At 67.4% G+C, this 16,593-nt stretch carries 19 protein-coding genes; 9 read left to right on the forward strand and 10 right to left on the reverse strand.

The annotated features are described in order from the left end of the window. Nucleotides 1-2: 2 nt before the first annotated feature. From ACPEH1_RS08565 to ACPEH1_RS08610, 10 genes are all read right to left on the reverse strand, one after another. Nucleotides 3-1,760, reverse strand: coding sequence for a hypothetical protein (locus tag ACPEH1_RS08565; protein ID WP_017356495.1), 1,758 nt, complete (start codon nucleotides 1,758-1,760; stop codon nucleotides 3-5). Further along, on the reverse strand, nucleotides 1,757-2,299 hold the full coding sequence (locus ACPEH1_RS08570) for a hypothetical protein (RefSeq protein ID WP_262071463.1): 543 nt from the start codon (nucleotides 2,297-2,299) through the stop codon (nucleotides 1,757-1,759). Before ACPEH1_RS08570 ends, ACPEH1_RS08565 begins: the two co-directional genes overlap by 4 nt. Continuing rightward, on the reverse strand, nucleotides 2,296-3,348 hold the full coding sequence (locus tag ACPEH1_RS08575; protein ID WP_423715631.1) for a hypothetical protein: 1,053 nt from the start codon (nucleotides 3,346-3,348) through the stop codon (nucleotides 2,296-2,298). Before ACPEH1_RS08575 ends, ACPEH1_RS08570 begins: the two co-directional genes overlap by 4 nt. Nucleotides 3,349-3,365: 17 nt before the next feature. Beyond that, nucleotides 3,366-3,713 (reverse strand): hypothetical protein, encoded by a 348-nt coding sequence (locus ACPEH1_RS08580; RefSeq protein ID WP_166473041.1) that lies wholly within the window; start codon nucleotides 3,711-3,713, stop codon nucleotides 3,366-3,368. 18 nt (nucleotides 3,714-3,731) lie between these two features. Further along, on the reverse strand, nucleotides 3,732-4,268 hold the full coding sequence (locus ACPEH1_RS08585; RefSeq protein WP_423715632.1) for a RebB family R body protein: 537 nt from the start codon (nucleotides 4,266-4,268) through the stop codon (nucleotides 3,732-3,734). Further along, entirely contained in the window at nucleotides 4,265-4,501 is a 237-nt protein-coding gene (locus ACPEH1_RS08590; RefSeq protein WP_017357379.1) for a RebB family R body protein, read from the reverse strand. The genes ACPEH1_RS08585 and ACPEH1_RS08590 overlap by 4 nt, the downstream gene beginning before the upstream one ends. Nucleotides 4,502-4,566: 65 nt before the next feature. After that, a complete protein-coding gene (locus ACPEH1_RS08595; RefSeq protein WP_017357378.1) occupies nucleotides 4,567-4,839 on the reverse strand; it encodes a RebB family R body protein in 273 nt (90 codons plus the stop codon). Between the two features lie 56 nt (nucleotides 4,840-4,895). Further along, nucleotides 4,896-5,162 carry a RebB family R body protein gene (locus ACPEH1_RS08600; RefSeq protein ID WP_017357377.1) on the reverse strand — a complete coding sequence of 89 codons (267 nt, stop codon included), beginning with the start codon at nucleotides 5,160-5,162 and terminating at the stop codon, nucleotides 4,896-4,898. Nucleotides 5,163-5,190: 28 nt separating this feature from the next. After that, a complete protein-coding gene (locus tag ACPEH1_RS08605) occupies nucleotides 5,191-5,460 on the reverse strand; it encodes a RebB family R body protein (RefSeq protein ID WP_017357376.1) in 270 nt (89 codons plus the stop codon). Between the two features lie 38 nt (nucleotides 5,461-5,498). Further along, the gene (locus ACPEH1_RS08610; RefSeq protein ID WP_026070992.1) at nucleotides 5,499-5,786 is read right to left on the reverse strand and encodes a RebB family R body protein; all 288 of its coding nucleotides are present in this window, start codon (nucleotides 5,784-5,786) and stop codon (nucleotides 5,499-5,501) included. A 332-nt stretch (nucleotides 5,787-6,118) separates the two neighbouring features. On the opposite strand from ACPEH1_RS08610, the gene ACPEH1_RS08615 reads away from it, so the two are divergent. The 9 genes from ACPEH1_RS08615 to ACPEH1_RS08655 all read left to right on the forward strand — a co-directional run bounded on the left by ACPEH1_RS08615 (nucleotide 6,119) and on the right by ACPEH1_RS08655 (nucleotide 16,529). Next, nucleotides 6,119-7,081: a hypothetical protein gene (locus tag ACPEH1_RS08615; protein WP_423715633.1), complete on the forward strand. Its 963-nt coding sequence runs from the start codon at nucleotides 6,119-6,121 to the stop codon at nucleotides 7,079-7,081. A 46-nt stretch (nucleotides 7,082-7,127) separates the two neighbouring features. Continuing rightward, nucleotides 7,128-8,240 carry an alpha/beta hydrolase fold domain-containing protein gene (locus tag ACPEH1_RS08620; protein ID WP_017357373.1) on the forward strand — a complete coding sequence of 371 codons (1,113 nt, stop codon included), beginning with the start codon at nucleotides 7,128-7,130 and terminating at the stop codon, nucleotides 8,238-8,240. 123 nt (nucleotides 8,241-8,363) lie between these two features. Then, complete coding sequence (locus ACPEH1_RS08625; protein ID WP_017357372.1) at nucleotides 8,364-8,777, forward strand: host attachment family protein; 414 nt, start codon at nucleotides 8,364-8,366, stop codon at nucleotides 8,775-8,777. A gap of 6 nt (nucleotides 8,778-8,783) precedes the next feature. Continuing rightward, a complete protein-coding gene (locus ACPEH1_RS08630; protein WP_423715634.1) occupies nucleotides 8,784-9,104 on the forward strand; it encodes a thioredoxin family protein in 321 nt (106 codons plus the stop codon). Between the two features lie 69 nt (nucleotides 9,105-9,173). Beyond that, entirely contained in the window at nucleotides 9,174-9,515 is a 342-nt protein-coding gene (locus tag ACPEH1_RS08635) for a type II toxin-antitoxin system prevent-host-death family antitoxin (protein ID WP_017357370.1), read from the forward strand. A 3-nt stretch (nucleotides 9,516-9,518) separates the two neighbouring features. Further along, nucleotides 9,519-10,148, forward strand: a complete 630-nt coding sequence (locus tag ACPEH1_RS08640; RefSeq protein ID WP_017357369.1) for a hypothetical protein — start codon at nucleotides 9,519-9,521, stop codon at nucleotides 10,146-10,148. A gap of 219 nt (nucleotides 10,149-10,367) precedes the next feature. Next, complete coding sequence (locus ACPEH1_RS08645) at nucleotides 10,368-12,722, forward strand: GH92 family glycosyl hydrolase (protein WP_423715635.1); 2,355 nt, start codon at nucleotides 10,368-10,370, stop codon at nucleotides 12,720-12,722. A gap of 69 nt (nucleotides 12,723-12,791) precedes the next feature. Continuing rightward, entirely contained in the window at nucleotides 12,792-15,101 is a 2,310-nt protein-coding gene (locus tag ACPEH1_RS08650) for a CocE/NonD family hydrolase (protein ID WP_423715636.1), read from the forward strand. 63 nt (nucleotides 15,102-15,164) lie between these two features. Then, on the forward strand, nucleotides 15,165-16,529 hold the full coding sequence (locus ACPEH1_RS08655; protein ID WP_423715637.1) for an XAC2610-related protein: 1,365 nt from the start codon (nucleotides 15,165-15,167) through the stop codon (nucleotides 16,527-16,529). Nucleotides 16,530-16,593 lie beyond the last annotated feature (64 nt).

The raw sequence follows: 16,593 nt of genomic DNA on the forward strand, positions 1-16,593 counted from the left end.
AATCAGTCGACGACGAGAAGACTGCGGATCGCGTCGTGCTGACGGCTCAACGCGGTTCGCACCAGATAGTCTTCGATCAGCGCTGCAGCGGCTTTGCGCTGCGCGTCCATGTCAAGCAACGAGGCATATTCAATGCCAGCGTGATCAGGATCCCGCTGGAACGGCGCCTGCAACGCGGAGGCACTGGTCAGCGTAAGGAACGTGGTCGCTTTGTGCCCGTCGAACACCACGAAGGTGCACTCATAGCTGGGTCCACCCGGTCGCGGCGTGTTGTGGGATTGCCACTCAACCTTGATTCCCTTTCCCGGCACGTCATCCTGGCTCGACTTGCGCTTGGATGCGCCCAACGCCCGTGCGAACTCCGCGGTATCGAATCCAATGATGTCCTCGTAACTGGCCCGAATCACGGCGGCAGCATCGATTCCGCAAAAACCGATTCGATCGATGGCCAGATACGGATTCTCAGCCAATGCCCTGAACATCGCCAGGTCGTCACTGTATGCAACGGAGAGCAATACAGTGTCACCAAATGTGCGCCTCATCGTTTCCAGCGTCCTCCGCAGGCGTTGCCGGCCCTGGGTGATGCGCTCGGCCGACGCCGTGCTGACATGTCCCTTCCAGAAATTCCCGTCGCTCGCGGCGGTACGCTGGGCGATGGAATCCATCAGCGCCTTGCACATGTCTTCAGCGCTGTCGCCTTCGGCGGCAACGGTATCACCTGCCATCGCGTTCACCGTGTCGCGGAAGCCAGCCTGGCGCTCAGGCGTTGTATAGCTCTGGTATATCTGCCCGATGCGCTGGAGGCGTTTTGGCAGCTTGTCCGCATGGTGTGAGGATTTGTCTGCCACCTCACAGATCATGGTCAGGTTCTCGCGCAGGTGGTAGTCCAGGTCCGGCAGGGGCAACGTGACGCCCATATCGGTGCCCGGGACGATCCTGAGTCGATTGCGCTCCAGATCGGACCAGGTGGCCACCGCTTCGATGGTGTCCCGGCGGGGCAGGGTGACGTCGATCAGCTCCATCAGGATGGGACGCGAGCTCAGGTTCGGGTCCGGCCCTGCGCCTGCGCCGTTCTGACGCTCGCCGTGCCAGGTGTATCCCAGGCGGTGAAGCGCAAACGGTTTGATTCCGTCGTTGAGAAGGATGCCGGGCAGGAGCGTGGGCGAAGGGATCGTTTCGTCGCTGAGCTGGCGCCGGTCATCGGTCCACAGCCCGAGACGATCGCGATCGAAGACCCGTCTCAACGTTTGCGGTGAATCACAGGCAAGCGTGTAGTTGACGGTCGCGTCGGCGGGCAGGGCTTCAGTGACGGGACGCAGTGGCGATACATCCTGTGGCCGCGCATTGATCGCGGTTGCAACCTTGAGCCCTGCAGTCCGCAGTGCATCGATCAGGATGTCTTCGATGTCACCGTACAGGCTGTTCTGGATTGTCGCAGGCAACCACGGATCGATGATGGCCTGGGTGTCCCAGTCCGACTTTCCCACGCCGAAAAGATCATGGTCACCGCGCGATATCGCCATGATCGCATCGAACGCATTGCCGCCCTTGATGTAGAACCGTACGGCGCGGGGCGCTTTCCGCAGGGGGAACTTTTCGCGCACGGATGCGTCGAGCTGATCGATCCTGTCGGCGATTTCGGCGAGCGATTCCACCAGTGCTTTGCGGATGCCGGGATGGTTGGCCGCGTTGTTGATCAGTGCGGTGAGGCGACGACTGAACTCGCGACGCACCTCGCGCTGGGCGCTTGTCTCTTTCATTGGGGATCCTCCTTGCCCGACGCCGCCCCCATCGCCTGGTCGGCCTCGCGGATGGCGGCCTCCATCGCGGCGTCGGCGGCGCTGTCGGCCTGCTGCATCGCGCGGGTGGCGGCGTCCATCGCCTGCGCCATTGCATCCGTCGCGCCAGGCAGGCCCTGCATCGCCCTCTGCACAGCGGCATCGCTCTCGGCCATCGCCTTGTCCACCAGGGTCTGGGCCATCAGCAGGGTGTCCTGCATCAGCGCAGGGCCGCTGGGGGGCGCAGGCGTGGTTGGCGCACCTGGCGCCGGGGTAGGGGTGTCGTCGACCATGTTCGGTTCTCCTTGGCGGCGGGATGCGGAGCGAAAGGAACGGGCAGGTGATGCCGGCGTGGCGGCCTGCAGGGTGGCCAACGCGTCGCGCAGCGCCTGTTCGGCATCGGCCAGCGCACGGCTGGCGCCATCCACTGCAGCGCGCCGCCCCTGTTGCACGGCCTCCTGGGCGGCGGCCGTTGCGGTGGCCAGCCGCTCGGCCTGTGCGTCGCGCGCGACGGCGCTCATGCGGTGGGTGCCTCGGGCGCGACACCTGCGGTGGGCGCGGGGCCGAAGAACTGCAGCGAAACCACACCGTGGTCCACCTGCAGCACGGCGCGCACGCCATCGGCATCGATCTGGAACGTGCCGCGGCGTCCGTCCTGCGCGAGGCGGCCCTGGGTGGGGCGATGCGCGGTGAGGAAGGCCCGCGCGCGGTCCAGGTACGCGGTGGCTGCAGCCGCAGCCACCGGGGGATCGGCAAGGTCGCCGGACGTGTTCGCCGCCACCTGCTGTGCGGCCAGGGAAATGCGGTCGAAGCCCACGGGGCGATCCTGCAGCCAGGTGGCCAGGCTGGCCGCCACCTCGGCCGGAGACGGCAGGCCATCCACCTGCGGGCAGTCCAGCGCGCCGAGCAGCGCCGGCAGCAGCGCCTGCATCGTCGCCGTGGCGGCCTGTTCGCGCCCCTCCGGCGTGGAGGCCGACGATGCGCAGCGCGCATACAGGCGCAGGTAATCGCCGAATTCCACCGGCGTGCGTGCCTGTGCCGCCGCAAAGGCGCCGGCCTCCTTGATCACATCCAGCGGGATCCCCAGCGTCGGGCAGGCGATGACGGTCTCCGCCAGCGCCAGCGATTCACCGAAGTCCATGCACTGGAACAGCGGCGATGTCTCCAGCTGGAACTCGCGCAGCCCCAGCGTGCCGGTCATCAGATAGGCCATGTCGGCCAGGTAGTGATCGGTGCGGATACGGTGGATCTGCGCGTCCAGCACGTCGTCGTGCTCCCCGGCCTCATAGCGCGCCAACAGGTCCAGATCGTTTGGCCCCAGGGTCATCAGCTTGACCGGGCTGATCCGGGTCATCAGCCGCGGCAACAGGGTGAGCGGCGAGGCGTGCAGGCCGCTCTGGACGGTCTCCAGCAACAGCGTTTCATCGGCGAACGCATAGCGGCGGCTGGTCGATGCAAGCGCCCACGCCAGCCATTCGGGACCGCCGTCGATGAAGCGCAGCACCTGCTGGCAGCGTGGCGAGAGCTGTGCGGGGTCGGTAATGGTGCGGCCTGCCAGTGTCACGGTCATGGCGGTTCTCCTGGGACTCAGCCGGCCGGGAAATCTTTGAGCACGGTCGCGGCGGCGGTGCCGACGCGCGCGAAGTCGTCGGTGGCGCCCTGCATCAGCGACTGGGCCTGGGTCAGCGCCTTGGCGTACTTGTCTTCCCCGGTGGCCAGGTACTGCGCCATTGCGACGCCGGCCGCCGTGGTGGCGATGGTGGAGACATTGCGCAGCGCATCGGCTGCATCCTGCACGGCGATGGCCGCCGACTGCGCCACCGACTGGTACGCCTTGCCAGCGCCACTGGTGAGCACCACCTGTGGACTCATGGTGGCGAGCTGCACCTGGTTGATGACATCGATGACCTGGGCATTGACCTTGTTCGGGTCCATGAGAGTTCCTTGCTGGCGTCAGGAGGACGGGGTGTCGTTCGGATCGGACGCCGGCGCGGCAGGTGCCGGCGGAGGCGACGGCGGCGGCGAAGGCGGAGTGGCTGCGGCCGAGAGGTCGTGCAGGGTCTGCAGGTCTGCCTGCGCGGCGCTCGCGTTGGCGCTGCTCCCGGTGGCCTGCGCCTTGAGTGCGCCGATGGCGGCCTTGCCTTCCGCGGTGGCGGCGGCGATCACGGCGGCCGGCGGTGGCGGGATCGGCGGCGGGCCCGGCAGCGCGGCCACATTCGGCGGCGGCGGCGGTACGGGCGGCGGCGGTGGCGGCGGCACCGGGAACGGCGCGGAGATCATCTTGGCGCAGGCGGCGGTGATCGCCGCCGCGCTGATCATGCTCGCGCTCTGCTGGCGGTTGACCGCGTTGTGCATCGCACTGCCAAGTGTTTCCAGCAGTACGATGTCGAGCATCGCATGCGCCTGGCCGGGCGCCTGGCCGGCCGCGAGCGTCACGATGCCATTGACCGTATCGACGATCTGGCTGTTCATGGTTCCTGGGTCGCTCATGTCGACGTCGCTCCTTTCTGGATGATCATGGCAAGGGTCTGTGCGAGTGCGGCACCGGCCATGACCTGTCCGCGTTGCTGGTTGGCGATGGCGTTCTGCATGGCCAGGCCGAGCGAATCGGCCATCGTCAGGTAGGTCGCCACCATCGCGAAGGCGGGCGCCTGGCCAAGGGCCATCGCCGACCCTGCGTCGGTGATATCGACCAGGGCGGCGATGGCGGGGACGTCGGCCATGCCGTACGTTCCAGACCGGGGTGGTCCGGCACGTCAGGCGCGATCCCCCGCGCCTGCGGGCCGGATCAGCCCAGGCCCAGGATTTCCCGCGTGGCCACGCCGTTGGACGCGGTGTCGATCGCATACAGGGTGGACACCCCCTGCGTGGTCGACGCCTGCATGGTCACGTAGGACTGCTGCTGGTTGTTGGTCGCGTTGTGCGCGGCGTTGGACAACGCCTGGCTGGTGGCGACGAACAGGTTGCCCATCGCGATCGCCGGCGAATCGCCGAGGACCTTGGTGTTCACCTGCGAAACCGAATCGGTGATCTGGTTGTTGACGGCAGTGGGAAATGCCATGTTGGTTGCTCCTTGTGGGACGACTGCGGAATGGAAGGGTCCAGCGGCGGGTCACATCAGCCGAGGATCTTCCGGGTGGCGGCGCCGGTAGCGCCGGTATCGAGCGAGTAGAGCAGCGACACGCCCATCGTGGTCGCCGCCTGCGCGGTGACGTACATCTGCTGCTGCGCCAGCGTGGCGTTGTGCGCGGCGTTGGCCAGCGCCTGCGCGGTGGCCTGGTACAGGTTGCCCATCGCAGTGGCCGGGGCAGTGCCCAGCACCTGCAGGTTGGCCTGGGAGACCGAATCGGTGATCTGGTCGTTGACGGCGGTCGGGAATGCCATGTGCGCGACTCCTTGGCGTCAGGCGGGATTACGCGCCCAGGATCTGCTTGGTGGCCACGCCGGTGCTGGCGGTGTCCACGGCATACAGGGTGGCAACACCCATCGTGGTGGCGGCCTGGGCGGTCACATAGCTCTGCTGCTGCGCGTTGGTGGCGTTGTGCGCGGCATTGGCCAGCGCCTGGGCGGTTGCCTGGTACAGATTGCCCATCGCGATGGCCGGGGCGTCGCCCAGCACCTTGGTGTTGACCTGGGTCACCGAGTCGGTGATCTGGTTGTTGACGGCGGTCGGAAATGCCATGTAATGCTCCTTGTTATGCAGCGGTCAGTGATGCGCGATCAGCCCAGGCCACGAACGCCGGTGCTGAGGATTTCCTTGGTGGCCACGGCGGTGGAGGCGGTATCGATGGAGTACAGCGTGGCCACCCCCATCGTGGTGGCCGACTGCGCGGTCACGTAGCTCTGCTGCTGGGCGTTGGTGGCGTTGTGGGCAGCGTTGGCCAGCGCCTGCGCGGTGGCCTGGTACAGGTTGCCCATCGCGATCGCCGGCGCATCGCCGAGGACCTTCGTGTTGGCCTGGGTGACGGAATCGGTGATCTGGTCGTTGACGGCGGTCGGGAATGCCATGTGAATCTCCTGCGGTTGTGGGTAGGCAAGACGGCGGAACTTCACGGCGTCCGGGTCCTGCCGATCATTGGCCACCGGTCTGTCGCTGTGCCGGGGAGCGTCACGTGGCGGAAGGTCGTTGCACCGTGGGGTCACAGTAGGCCGACGACCGAAACGCCGATACGCGCCAATGACGGAAAATGCGGCGCCGATGACGGCAAAGCAGGGCGGTGCTGTCGGGAGAATCCCGACACTGATGCGCGATTGCGCTGTATTCACGCGATTGCGTGCCGCCACAGTGGTGCGGCAGGAGCGGATATGGAAGGATTGGGGCCACTACCCAGGGAACGGAGATGGCTGTGAAGCAGGAGAGTCTGGTGCAGGCGGCCATCATTGCGTCGCTGGAGGTCTACGGCGACCGCAATGCCGTGCATACCGATGTCTTTGCGCCCTACGCCAATCAGCAGGGCTACACGGGCGGCAAGTATCCGGGGGACATCATTGGCCTGCTCGACGGTGCGCGGATCCTGCTGCTGGAGGTCAAAGAGCTGGATTACCTCATGCCCATCGCCCCGGTGCTTCACCAGTTCAACCTTGGACAATTCCTTCAGTACTACTGGCTGGAGCAGTCAGGCGTCCCGATCCTGTATGCCTACGCCGCCCGCGACGAGATGCCGTACTTCCTCTTCCCGCGTCGGCGCGAATGGCCTTATGCGACGCTGAATCGAACCCGTGTCTCGCCGCCAGGCGAGCTGATGGATTCGCTGGCCAACTTCATCGCGAAGCGACCCGCAATTGAAACGCACGGTAATCTGCTGGACTGGCTGCTCAACGTCTCCGTTGCATCGTCCGCGTCAGTCTTGATGCTGTTGGGGCTTCTGGGATCAAGCGCTTCGGCGCTGAAGGCATCGATCCTGATCGTCCAGACGGCCGCCGGCGGATTGACCGCGTTGCCTGCAGCCGCAGTTCGTGCAGCACTTCGAAACGTCCTGGGCAAGGAACAAACGGGTGAGGTTGCGCTGGACGACGAGCACCAGCGCAAAGTCGATGAGGTGCGCCAGGCGATCGAAGACCATAGGGTCCGGCACGAAGCGCGGATGGACGACCTGGATCAACGGGTCGAGGTGCGAGCGGAGGAGCTGGTCGACGAAGAGAGTGCCATGTCTGGCCGCGAGCTTGCCGACGAGGAGCTGGAAGAGGTCAGGATGCGCGCTCGCAAAGAGGTTGAGAGCGAGATTCTTGAGGAAATTGCCGCGAGGCAGAAGACATCACGACCGACCGCTGCGGTGCGCCGCGGATACAACCGCAGAGCATGATGGAGTGGGTCTGGCCACCATGCCCCATACTGACAAGGGGATTGAAATGCATCGCACGCTGCTGACGCGCGGTTTCGTGCTGGTGGCCTGCATGCTGTGCGCGGGCCTTGCGGCCGCCGCCGAGCCGACGTCCACCACCACTGGCATCCGCCACGTGCAGGCGTTCGATCTGCCGGTGTCGCCGTATCTGAGTGCCGAGGCCACGGCCAGCGTCATCAACGCCATCAGTCGCGGCGATCCCACCGCGAAGATGGACAACCCAACCCTGCTCAAGGCGCTGCCGGAGCTTCGGCGGGGCACGGAAGCGTGGGCGGCAGCCGAAGTAGCCGCATTGCAGGAACGGTATCCGGTCACCCTGCACCCGGAAACCTGGAACGGCGTGCGCGTGGTGCGCGTGCAACCGCGCAGCGCGCCGACCTCGCCGGCGCGGCAACGCCTGCTGATCGAGCTGCACGGCGGCGCATTCGTGTTCGGCAGCGCCAACGGCCTGGGCCTGATGGAGGCGATCCCACTGGCCGCGATGACCGGTGCCACGGTGGTGGCGGTGGAGTATCGGATGGGGCCGGAACATCGGTTCCCCGCCGCCAGCGAAGACGTGGCGGCGGTGTACCGCGCCGCGCTGGAACGGTTCCCGGCACGCCATATCGGCCTGTTCGGCTGCTCGGCGGGCGGTGTGCTGACCGGCGAATCGCTGGCCTGGTTTGCCAGGGAGACGCTGCCGATGCCGGGGGCGGCGGGGCTGTTCTGCGCCGGCGGCGACGCGCGCTACGGCGGTGATACCCGCTATGTGGCGGCTGCGCTCAACGATGCGCTGCTGCCGCACGCCGACGGCACCTTGCCGATTGCGGAAGACCTGTACTACGGCGAGGTGGATTTCCATGACCCGCTGGTGTCGCCGGTGTTCTCCGATGCGGTGCTCGCACAGTTCCCGCCAACGTTGTTCATCACCGCCACGCGCGCGGCCGAGCTCAGCAACGTGGCGTACACCCATTCGCGCCTGGTCGATCTGGGGCGCACCTCGGATCTGCATGTCTGGGACGGGCTGGGGCACGCCTTCCACCTGGACGCCCGGCTGCCCGAGAGCCAGCAGGCCTATCGGGTGATGGCGCGCTTTTTTGCGCGCCACCTGGATATGACGCTGCCGGAGCCGGAGCCGTAGCCGCCCGCTACCGACCGCCGTGCATACGGAGTGCACACAGTCGTATGCACGGCGCTTACATGGCATTGCCTACGGTGGGACACGGGCGCTACGGCAGCCCGTTTCCCGCAGAAGGAGTCAACCATGAACCCCAACATCCCCGAAGGCACCCTGATCATCGTCGCTGACGGCGGCTCTGCCCGCGTGTTCACCAACGTGGGCACCCGCCACGCGCCGGTACTCAAGCAGCAGGACGAACTGAAGGTGCAGGACATCAGTGAACACGGGGTATCGGGGCAGGGCCCGTCCGGCTCGATGCCGCAGGACATGAGCATTGCCCAGCTCAACGAGGCCACGTTCGCCAAGCAGCTGGCCGCGCAGTTGAACGAGGATGCGCTGAAGAACCGCTACGCGCACCTGATTCTGATCGCCGATCCGCAGACGCTGGGCCGGATCCGCCCGCAGCTGCACAAGGAGACCCAGGCGCGGCTGCTTCAGGACATCGCCAAGGACCTCACCAATGCGCCGCTGGAAGACATCCAGCGCGCACTCGGGTAATCACTGATGGCTTTCGCGCGCGACGCCGTCGCCGTCGAGCCCGAGGCGGCCGCCATTGCGGCCAGCGAAGGCTGGCTGCTGCTGGAGTTCGGGGCGCCGTGGTGTGGGCACTGCATTGCGGCGCAACCGGCGCTGCAGGTGTTGGTGGATGGCCAGGCGCTCGCCCACGTGAAGGTCGAAGACGGCAAGGGGCGTCCGCTGGGGCGCGCCTTCCGGGTAACGCTCTGGCCCACGGTGGTTCTGCTCCACGATGGGCAGGAGCGGGTCGTGCGGCCCCGCGACAGCGACGATCTGGGCCCGCTGCTGGCGGCACTGGCACGGGGGTGAATTGGCATTTATCCCCAATTTGGCCAAAAGGGGTATAGTGACCCCAAGACCTGCCTGCTGGAGCCTGCCATGACCCTTCCCCTGGATGTCCCTGGCCTGGAAAAGGCCACCGCCTCGTCGGTCAAAACCCGTGGCTGGCCGAGCCTGATGCGCACCGTCCGCGAGAAGCAGGCGCTGGTGATCACCAACCACAACCACCCCGAAGCGGTGATCGTGGACATCAAGGCATACCAGGAGCTGCTGGCGAAGGCGGCCGGTGCCGATGGTGATGAACGTCCGGGAGAGCTGGAACGGTTGCGGGCCGAATTTGACACCCGCCTGGCCAGCCTGGGCCGCGACGGGGGCCTGGGCAAGGTGATGGGCCAGCCGATCCGCCGCGGCCGCAAGGTCACGCTCGGCCCGTCTCTCTGACCCGTGGGGCGGATCCTGGTGCTGGCCGGCGTCAATGGCGCCGGCAAGAGCTCGCTGCTGGGCACGTGGCTTGAGGAAGACGGGTTGTCCTGGTTCAACCCGGACACCTTTACCCGCTGCCTGGTCGACCAGGGCTGGGCGCTCGACGCGGCCAATGCGGCGGCCTGGAACGAAGGCGCGCGCCGCCTGCGCGAGGCGATGGCGGACGGCAGCGACTTCGCCTTCGAGACCACCCTCGGCGGCAATACCATTCCGCGCCTGCTGCGCGACGCCTGCACCACCCACGAGGTGGAAATCTGGTTCTGCGGGCTGGACAGCGTGGCGCTGCACATCGAGCGGGTGGCGGCACGGGTCAGCGCAGGGGGGCACGATATCCCGCACGACAAGATCCGTGCGCGGTTCGATTCCGCGCGCGAGAACCTGCTGGACCTGCTGCCCCACCTGGCCACGCTGCACGTGTACGACAACAGTGCACCCCCCGATGCGCAGGGCAGGGTGGAGCCACTTCCGTTGCTGCAGATGGACCGCAGCGGGCTGCACTACCCGGTCTCGGTGATCGAACTGCTGCAGACACCGGACTGGGCCAAGCCGATCGTGATGCGCGCAATGGAACTGCACGCCGCACGCGATTGATGCGCTGAGAGAATCGTGAGAAACCGCTGAAAATCCAGCGGTTTCCTGTAATGCATGCCCGTCACTCGGTCACCCTTCCTGCCGTGACCTCGGATGCTTCCCGGCCGCACACACGGCCGGCGTGAGTGCCGCACAGGCGGCGCCCATGCACTGCAGCATGCGGGCGTCGCCAGCCGGTGCTAGGATCGGATCAACTTGAATCGATCTAAATTCAACACCATGACAAAGACGGGGACGGTGCGGTGGTGGGGGCTCGCGGTCGGAGCGATGCTGGTGGCCGGAGCGGCAGGGGCAGCACCGTCGACAGTGGGCGAACGCGCTTACGCGGCGGTCGATCCCTTCATCGGCACGGGCGGAGAAGGGCACACGTATCCCGGCGCCACGGTGCCGTTCGGCATGGTCCAGCTCAGCCCGGATACGCGCATCCAGCCGCGTGAGAAAGCCTATGGCTGGGCCGCAGGGTACCGCTACGACGACACCAGCATCGTCGGCTTCTCGCACACGCACTTTTCCGGCAGCGGCCACTCCGACCTGGGCGATGTCCTGGTGATGCCGTTCACCGGTGACCCCGGTCTCGAGCGCGGCGACCCGGACAAACCCCGCAGCGGCTACGCCTCGCGCTTCCATCACGACAACGAAAAGGCCGAGCCCGGCTACTACGCGGTCACCCTGGACGACTACGGGGTGCGAGCCGAGCTGACCGCCAGTGCGCGCACCGGCGTGCACCGTTACACCTACCCGCGCGGTGCGCAGGCGCGCGTGCTGCTCGACCTGCGTACCAGCCTCTACGACTACCCGGGCAAGATCCTGTGGTCGCGCCTGCGTCTGCGCGCCGATGGCACCCTGACCGGCTTCCGTGAAACCCGCGGCTGGGCGCCCGGGCGGCAGCTGTACTTCGCGATGCGCTTCTCGCGGCCGCTGACCGGCCATGCGCTGCACAACACCGAGACCGACATCGCCTACAAGGGCTTCCCGCCGCCGGGTCACACCGATCCCACCCAGCGCCCGCAGATCGAAGGCCGCCAGCTGGTCGGCACTTTCGATTTCGGCAGACTCGATGCGCCGCTGGTGGTCAGCGTGGCGATCTCGTCGGTGAGCGAGGACGGCGCCATCGCCAATCTCGATAGCGAAGCAGGCGACCAGAATTTCGACCGTGTCCGTGCCGAGGCGAAACAGCAGTGGACCCAGGCACTGTCGGCCATCGAGATAGACGCCCCGGAACATGACCGGCGCAGCGCCTACACCGCGCTGTATCACAGCCTGCTCGGCCCGACCCTGTTCATGGACGTGGATGGCCAGTACCGCGGTGCCGACAATGCGGTGCACCGCGCCGAAGGGTATACGAACTACTCGACCTTCTCGCTGTGGGATACCTACCGGGCGCTGCACCCGCTGCTCACGCTGGTGCAGCCGGAGAAGCGCAACAGCGACGTCGTCAACTCGCTGCTGGCGCACCAGCAGCACAGCCCGTATGGCATGTTGCCGGTGTGGGCGTTCCACGGCCAGGAAACGTGGTGCATGATCGGCTACCACGCTGTACCGGTGATCGCCGACGCCTACATCAAGGGCATCCGCGGCTTTGACGCCGACAAGGCGCTCGCCGCGATGGTGGCCACCGCCAACTACGGCCCCTACGACGGCATCGCGCAGTACCGCGAGCTGGGCTGGGTGCCGATCGACGAGGAGGGCGAGGCCGCCAGCAAGACCCTCGAGTACGCCTTCGACGACTGGACCATCGCACGCATGGCGCAGGCAATGGGCCGCAAGGATGTGCAGACCACCTTCGATGCACGCGCCGGCAACTGGCGGCACGCCTTCGATCCGGACACCGGCTTCATGCGCGCCCGCAAGCGCGACGGCAGTTTCCGCACCCCGTTCGATCCCAGCGCCAGCGGCTATGGCACCGACTACACCGAAGGCAACGCCTGGCAGTATTCCTGGTACGTACCGCAGGACGTCGCCGGACTGGCCACTGCGCATGGCGGCAGCGAAAAGCTGCTTGCCCGGCTGGACCAGGTGTTCGACGCCAAGGTGGACCCGTCCATCTTCGAGCACATGGAAGACATCACCGGGTTGATCGGCTGGTACGCGCACGGCAACGAACCCAGCCATCACGTCGCCTATCTCTACGCGTATGCCGGCCAGCCGTGGCGTACCCAGGCCCGCCTGAAGCAGATCATGGACACCCAGTACGCCGACCGCCCGGATGGGCTGGCCGGCAACGACGATCTCGGCCAGATGTCGGCGTGGTACGTGTTCACTGCGCTGGGCTTCTACCCGGTGGCACCCGGCAGTGGCGAGTACATCATCGGCCGCCCGTTCCTGCCGAAGGCGGCACTTCACCTGCCCAACGGCCGTACCTTCACCGTCATTGCCGATGGATTGGACCCGGCGCACGGCTACGTGGGCGCGGTGACCCTGAACGGTGCACCGCTGCAGCGCACCTTCCTGCGCCACGACGAGATCATGGCGGGCGGGGAACTGCGCTTCACCCTGCAGGCCGCGCCGAACACCGCGTGGCCGGCACAGGGCAGCGAGCAGCCGTACTCGATGTCCACCACCCGGGCGCAGTGAACCGCGCGGCCGTATGATCGGAGGATGGCGGCAGCGCAGCGCCATCCTCCCGATCAGCAAGGACGCCCCGTGGCCATCGCCCGTCGTAGTTCCGCCTGGCTGTGCGCGCTGCTGCTCGCGTTGCCCGCCCTGTCCGCCGCCGCTCACGCAGATCCGCTGGCATGGCCGGCCGCGGCCGACGCCCCGGCCAACCCCGAGGACGGTCTGGCGCCACTCGCGCAGGCACTGCTCGATCCATCTGCGGCGGCAGCGACCCTCACGCCCGCGCAGCGGATCCACCTGCTGATCGTCGCCGGCCGGCCGGCGCAGGCGGTCACGGAAATCGACGCGTTGCTGGCCACGCTCGACGCCCCCGAGCGTGCGGCACGCGCCCCGCGCTGGGCGCCGTTCCTGCTGTATGCCCACGCCCGTGCGCAGGCGCCGGCCGGCGGCGACGCCGTGGCTGGGGCCGCGTACGCGGCGGCGTTCCAGGCGCGGGTGGCGACGTTGGACGACCTGGCTGCGGTGCAGACCCATCCCTGGCTCAGCGCCGATCTGGCGGCCGCCAATACGCGCCTGCGCGAGGCGCGGGCGATGCACGCGGGTGCCGCCACGATCGGCCGCGACGACGCGCTGGAACTGGTCCGCCAAGCCGCGTTCGTGCAGGCCTACCGCGCTGCGGATGCCTACGCCCCAGCGCTGGTCCGTGCGGACGAGAGGCGGCGTTTCGTGATCGACGATGCCGTGTTGATTCCGGTCGGGGAGGGCGTAACGCTGTCGGCGCATCTGGCCCGGCGCCGTGGGGCCGAACCGCGCCTGCCGACCGCGATGCTGTTCACCATCTACACCCAGCCCGCGCGCAACCGCAGCCAGGCATTGCAGGCGGCGGCGCGCGGTTATGCCGGGATCGTGGTGGATGCCCGTGGCAAGCGCCTCGGTACCGGCACTGCGGCGCCGTACGAAACCGAAGGCCGCGACGCGCATGCCGTGATCGACTGGATCAGCCGGCAGCCCTGGAGCGATGGCCGGGTCGGCATGTACGGCGGCAGCTACTCCGGCTTCGCGGCCTGGGCCGCAGCAGGCCATCGGCACCCGGCACTGAAGACCATCGTGCCGTATGTGGCGGCCATCCCCGGCCTTGGCCTGCCGATGGAGAACAACGTGTTTCTCAGCGCCAACTACGCCTGGCCGTTCTATGTCGCCAACACACGCCTGCTGGATGACGCCACTTACGACCAGCACGAGCGCTGGTCGCACCTGGCCGATGCCTGGTATACCTCCGGCCGGCCCTACCGGGACATCGACCAGATCGACGGCACGCCCAACCCGTGGCTGCAGCGCTGGCTGCGCCACCCCGACTACGACGCTTACTGGCAGGACATGGTCCCGTACGGCGCACAGTTCGCCGAGATCGCCATCCCCGTGCTGAGCATCACCGGCTATTACGACGATGGGCAGATCTCCGCGCTGCAGTACCTCAAGGAGCACTACCGCCACCGGCCGAACGCGGACCACACGCTGTTGATCGGCCCGTACGACCATGTCGGTGCGCAGTCCGCGACCAAGGCACTGGAGCTGCGCGGGTACACGGTGGACCCTGTGGCGCAGTTCGATACCCCGGCGATCACCTTCCAATGGCTGGACCACGTGCTGCGCGGGGCGCCGCGGCCCGCGCTGCTGGCCGACCGCATCAACTACCAGTTGATGGGTGCCAACCAGTGGGGGCATGCGCCGTCGCTGGACGCTGCCGCCGACGCGCCGATGACGCTGTACCTGTCCACATCAACCGACGGTGACGGCACCCGGCACCGGCTCAGCCAGACGCTCCCCGCCGCCGGCACCTTCCTCAGCCAGCAGGTGGATCTTGCCGACCGCAGCACACGCCAGGGTGCGTACTACCCCAGCCTGATCGTGCGCGATGCGCTTGAACCTGGGCCCGGCCTGGTGTTCGCCAGCGCGCCCTTCGCGCAGCCGGTCGATATCGTCGGCACGTTCTCCGGCGTGCTGAACCTGCGCATCAACAAGCGCGACGTCGATCTGAGCGTGGTGCTGCATGAGCAGTTGGCGGATGGCCGCCTGATGCAGTTGTCCTACTTCGTGGGCCGAGCCAGCCATGCCCGCGACATGACCACCCGCACGCTGCTGGTGCCGGGCGACTGGACCGAGGTCCCGTTCGAACGGACCCGCATGACCGCGCGGCGCACCGCACCCGGCAGCCGCCTTGTCGTGGTCGTGGACGTGCTCAAGGACCCGATGCACCAGGTCAACCACGGTACCGGCCGCGACGTCAGCGACGAGTCGGTGGCCGATGCCGGCGAGCCGCTGCGGATCGACTGGCGGTCGGACAGCCTGATCCGCATACCGGTGCGCAGCACCGGTGAAGGCCCGGCAATGCCGTGACGGGGCTGCATCGCAGGCGGGTACAATCCGCGCCTGGACAGGCGATGCGGAACGGATCATTCGATGAAGTCAGGCAAGGGAGCAGCCATTGCAGCCGCCGTCATTGCACTGTTGGGGGTCAACCACGTCGCTGCCGCCGACCTGCTCCCGCCGGGCCTGTACCGGCTCGTCGAGGGCGCTCATCGCGAGGCGGAACCGCTGCCGCCGGTGCAGGGCGAGTCCCATCAGGACCGCTTCGAGCACGCCGTCCCTGACGTCGCCCGGGTACGCTACGCGCTGGTCGCGCGCGACGATGCCGCGGGCCTGAACACGCTGGTGTTCCTCTCCGATGCGGCAGGCGCTTACGGCGATACGCCGGGCCGCCGTACCTGCCAGGCCTACGCGTTCCCGGACTGGAACGACTACACCACCGCGCGGCCATTCTGCCGCATCGCCATCGGCGCGGACGACGCCCGCGTCGCATCGACGGACGACGGGTTCACGATCAGCTACGAGAACGTCAAGCGCCATGTCGGCGCCACCCGGGTGCCCGCGGTGCGCGCACCGACGGCGGAAGAGGCGGGCATTTGCGCCATCGCCGATGTCTGCGCGCGCGAGGCCTATGGCAGCACGATCAACCAGTACGAGGTGACCCACTATCATGATCGGTTCGTGCTCCTCGCGCCGCACGCCTACCGTGACCTTCTGTTCGTGCCGCGCCCGGTGCCGATGCTCGCGTCTGCGCGATCGGTCACCGCGATCGCTGAGATCGACGCGGGCAGCTTCGTCGCGGTGATCGACCGCGATGGCGAGGGGTATGCCATCGAACGCATCGCAGCGGACGGCACGCGCGCGGGCGGCTGGCTGGATCGCGACGTGCTCGAGCCGCTGCAGTGGATCGAACAATCGGTGACGCTGCCGGGCATGCGCTTCCGGGTGGGTGTGCTTCCCGGTGAGGACGAGGAGGGCGCGGTGCTGCCGATAGCCCTGGAGGTGCTGGACGCCACCACGGGCGCGCGCCGCCAGGTGCTGCGTGACCTCGACGCAGACGCAACCCGGGCGTCGCCGGACCTGCTGCAGGTGGTGGATGCGAACTTCGATGGCGCCCCCGACCTGCAACTGCCTGGGCTGTCCGGCGGCGCCGGCCCGAATGCCACCAGCAACATCATCCTGTTCGACCGGGCGCAGCAGCGATTCGTACTGGACCCGGAATTGTCCGCGCTGCCGCAGCTGGAGATCGACCCGGCCAGCAGATCCATCCTGTCATTTCAGCGCGGCGGCTGCTGCGCGCATTCGGCGGAGACCTACCGCTACATCGACGGCCACCTGGTGCTCGCCGAACAGACCACCACCAGCCTGTCGGCCGATGGACGCCATGAAGAAACGTCGACCGGCCGGTTGATAAACGGGAAGATGGTCTACCGGACCCATCGCGCGCGCGCGCGATAGGCAATCGCAGGCGCATGCCGGGCCTGTGCGGTAGCATCGGCCCACCATAGGAAGGTGCAGGGCA

The organism is Stenotrophomonas sp. NPDC077421 (assembly GCF_049545505.1).
GTDB lineage: Bacteria > Pseudomonadota > Gammaproteobacteria > Xanthomonadales > Xanthomonadaceae > Stenotrophomonas > Stenotrophomonas nematodicola.

What these genes read in the sequence shown, in the direction of transcription:
- ACPEH1_RS08565 (WP_017356495.1), bottom strand. Translation starts at nt 1,760, where the DNA reads ATGAAAGAGACAAGCGCCCAGCGCGAGGTGCGTCGCGAGTTCAGTCGT.
- ACPEH1_RS08570 (WP_262071463.1), bottom strand. Translation starts at nt 2,299, where the DNA reads ATGAGCGCCGTCGCGCGCGACGCACAGGCCGAGCGGCTGGCCACCGCA.
- ACPEH1_RS08575 (WP_423715631.1), bottom strand. Translation starts at nt 3,348, where the DNA reads ATGACCGTGACACTGGCAGGCCGCACCATTACCGACCCCGCACAGCTC.
- ACPEH1_RS08580 (WP_166473041.1), bottom strand. Translation starts at nt 3,713, where the DNA reads ATGGACCCGAACAAGGTCAATGCCCAGGTCATCGATGTCATCAACCAG.
- ACPEH1_RS08585 (WP_423715632.1), bottom strand. Translation starts at nt 4,268, where the DNA reads ATGAGCGACCCAGGAACCATGAACAGCCAGATCGTCGATACGGTCAAT.
- ACPEH1_RS08590 (WP_017357379.1), bottom strand. Translation starts at nt 4,501, where the DNA reads ATGGCCGACGTCCCCGCCATCGCCGCCCTGGTCGATATCACCGACGCA.
- ACPEH1_RS08595 (WP_017357378.1), bottom strand. Translation starts at nt 4,839, where the DNA reads ATGGCATTTCCCACTGCCGTCAACAACCAGATCACCGATTCGGTTTCG.
- ACPEH1_RS08600 (WP_017357377.1), bottom strand. Translation starts at nt 5,162, where the DNA reads ATGGCATTCCCGACCGCCGTCAACGACCAGATCACCGATTCGGTCTCC.
- ACPEH1_RS08605 (WP_017357376.1), bottom strand. Translation starts at nt 5,460, where the DNA reads ATGGCATTTCCGACCGCCGTCAACAACCAGATCACCGACTCGGTGACC.
- ACPEH1_RS08610 (WP_026070992.1), bottom strand. Translation starts at nt 5,786, where the DNA reads ATGGCATTCCCGACCGCCGTCAACGACCAGATCACCGATTCCGTCACC.
- ACPEH1_RS08615 (WP_423715633.1), top strand. Translation starts at nt 6,119, where the DNA reads ATGGCTGTGAAGCAGGAGAGTCTGGTGCAGGCGGCCATCATTGCGTCG.
- ACPEH1_RS08620 (WP_017357373.1), top strand. Translation starts at nt 7,128, where the DNA reads ATGCATCGCACGCTGCTGACGCGCGGTTTCGTGCTGGTGGCCTGCATG.
- ACPEH1_RS08625 (WP_017357372.1), top strand. Translation starts at nt 8,364, where the DNA reads ATGAACCCCAACATCCCCGAAGGCACCCTGATCATCGTCGCTGACGGC.
- ACPEH1_RS08630 (WP_423715634.1), top strand. Translation starts at nt 8,784, where the DNA reads ATGGCTTTCGCGCGCGACGCCGTCGCCGTCGAGCCCGAGGCGGCCGCC.
- ACPEH1_RS08635 (WP_017357370.1), top strand. Translation starts at nt 9,174, where the DNA reads ATGACCCTTCCCCTGGATGTCCCTGGCCTGGAAAAGGCCACCGCCTCG.
- ACPEH1_RS08645 (WP_423715635.1), top strand. Translation starts at nt 10,368, where the DNA reads ATGACAAAGACGGGGACGGTGCGGTGGTGGGGGCTCGCGGTCGGAGCG.
- ACPEH1_RS08655 (WP_423715637.1), top strand. Translation starts at nt 15,165, where the DNA reads ATGAAGTCAGGCAAGGGAGCAGCCATTGCAGCCGCCGTCATTGCACTG.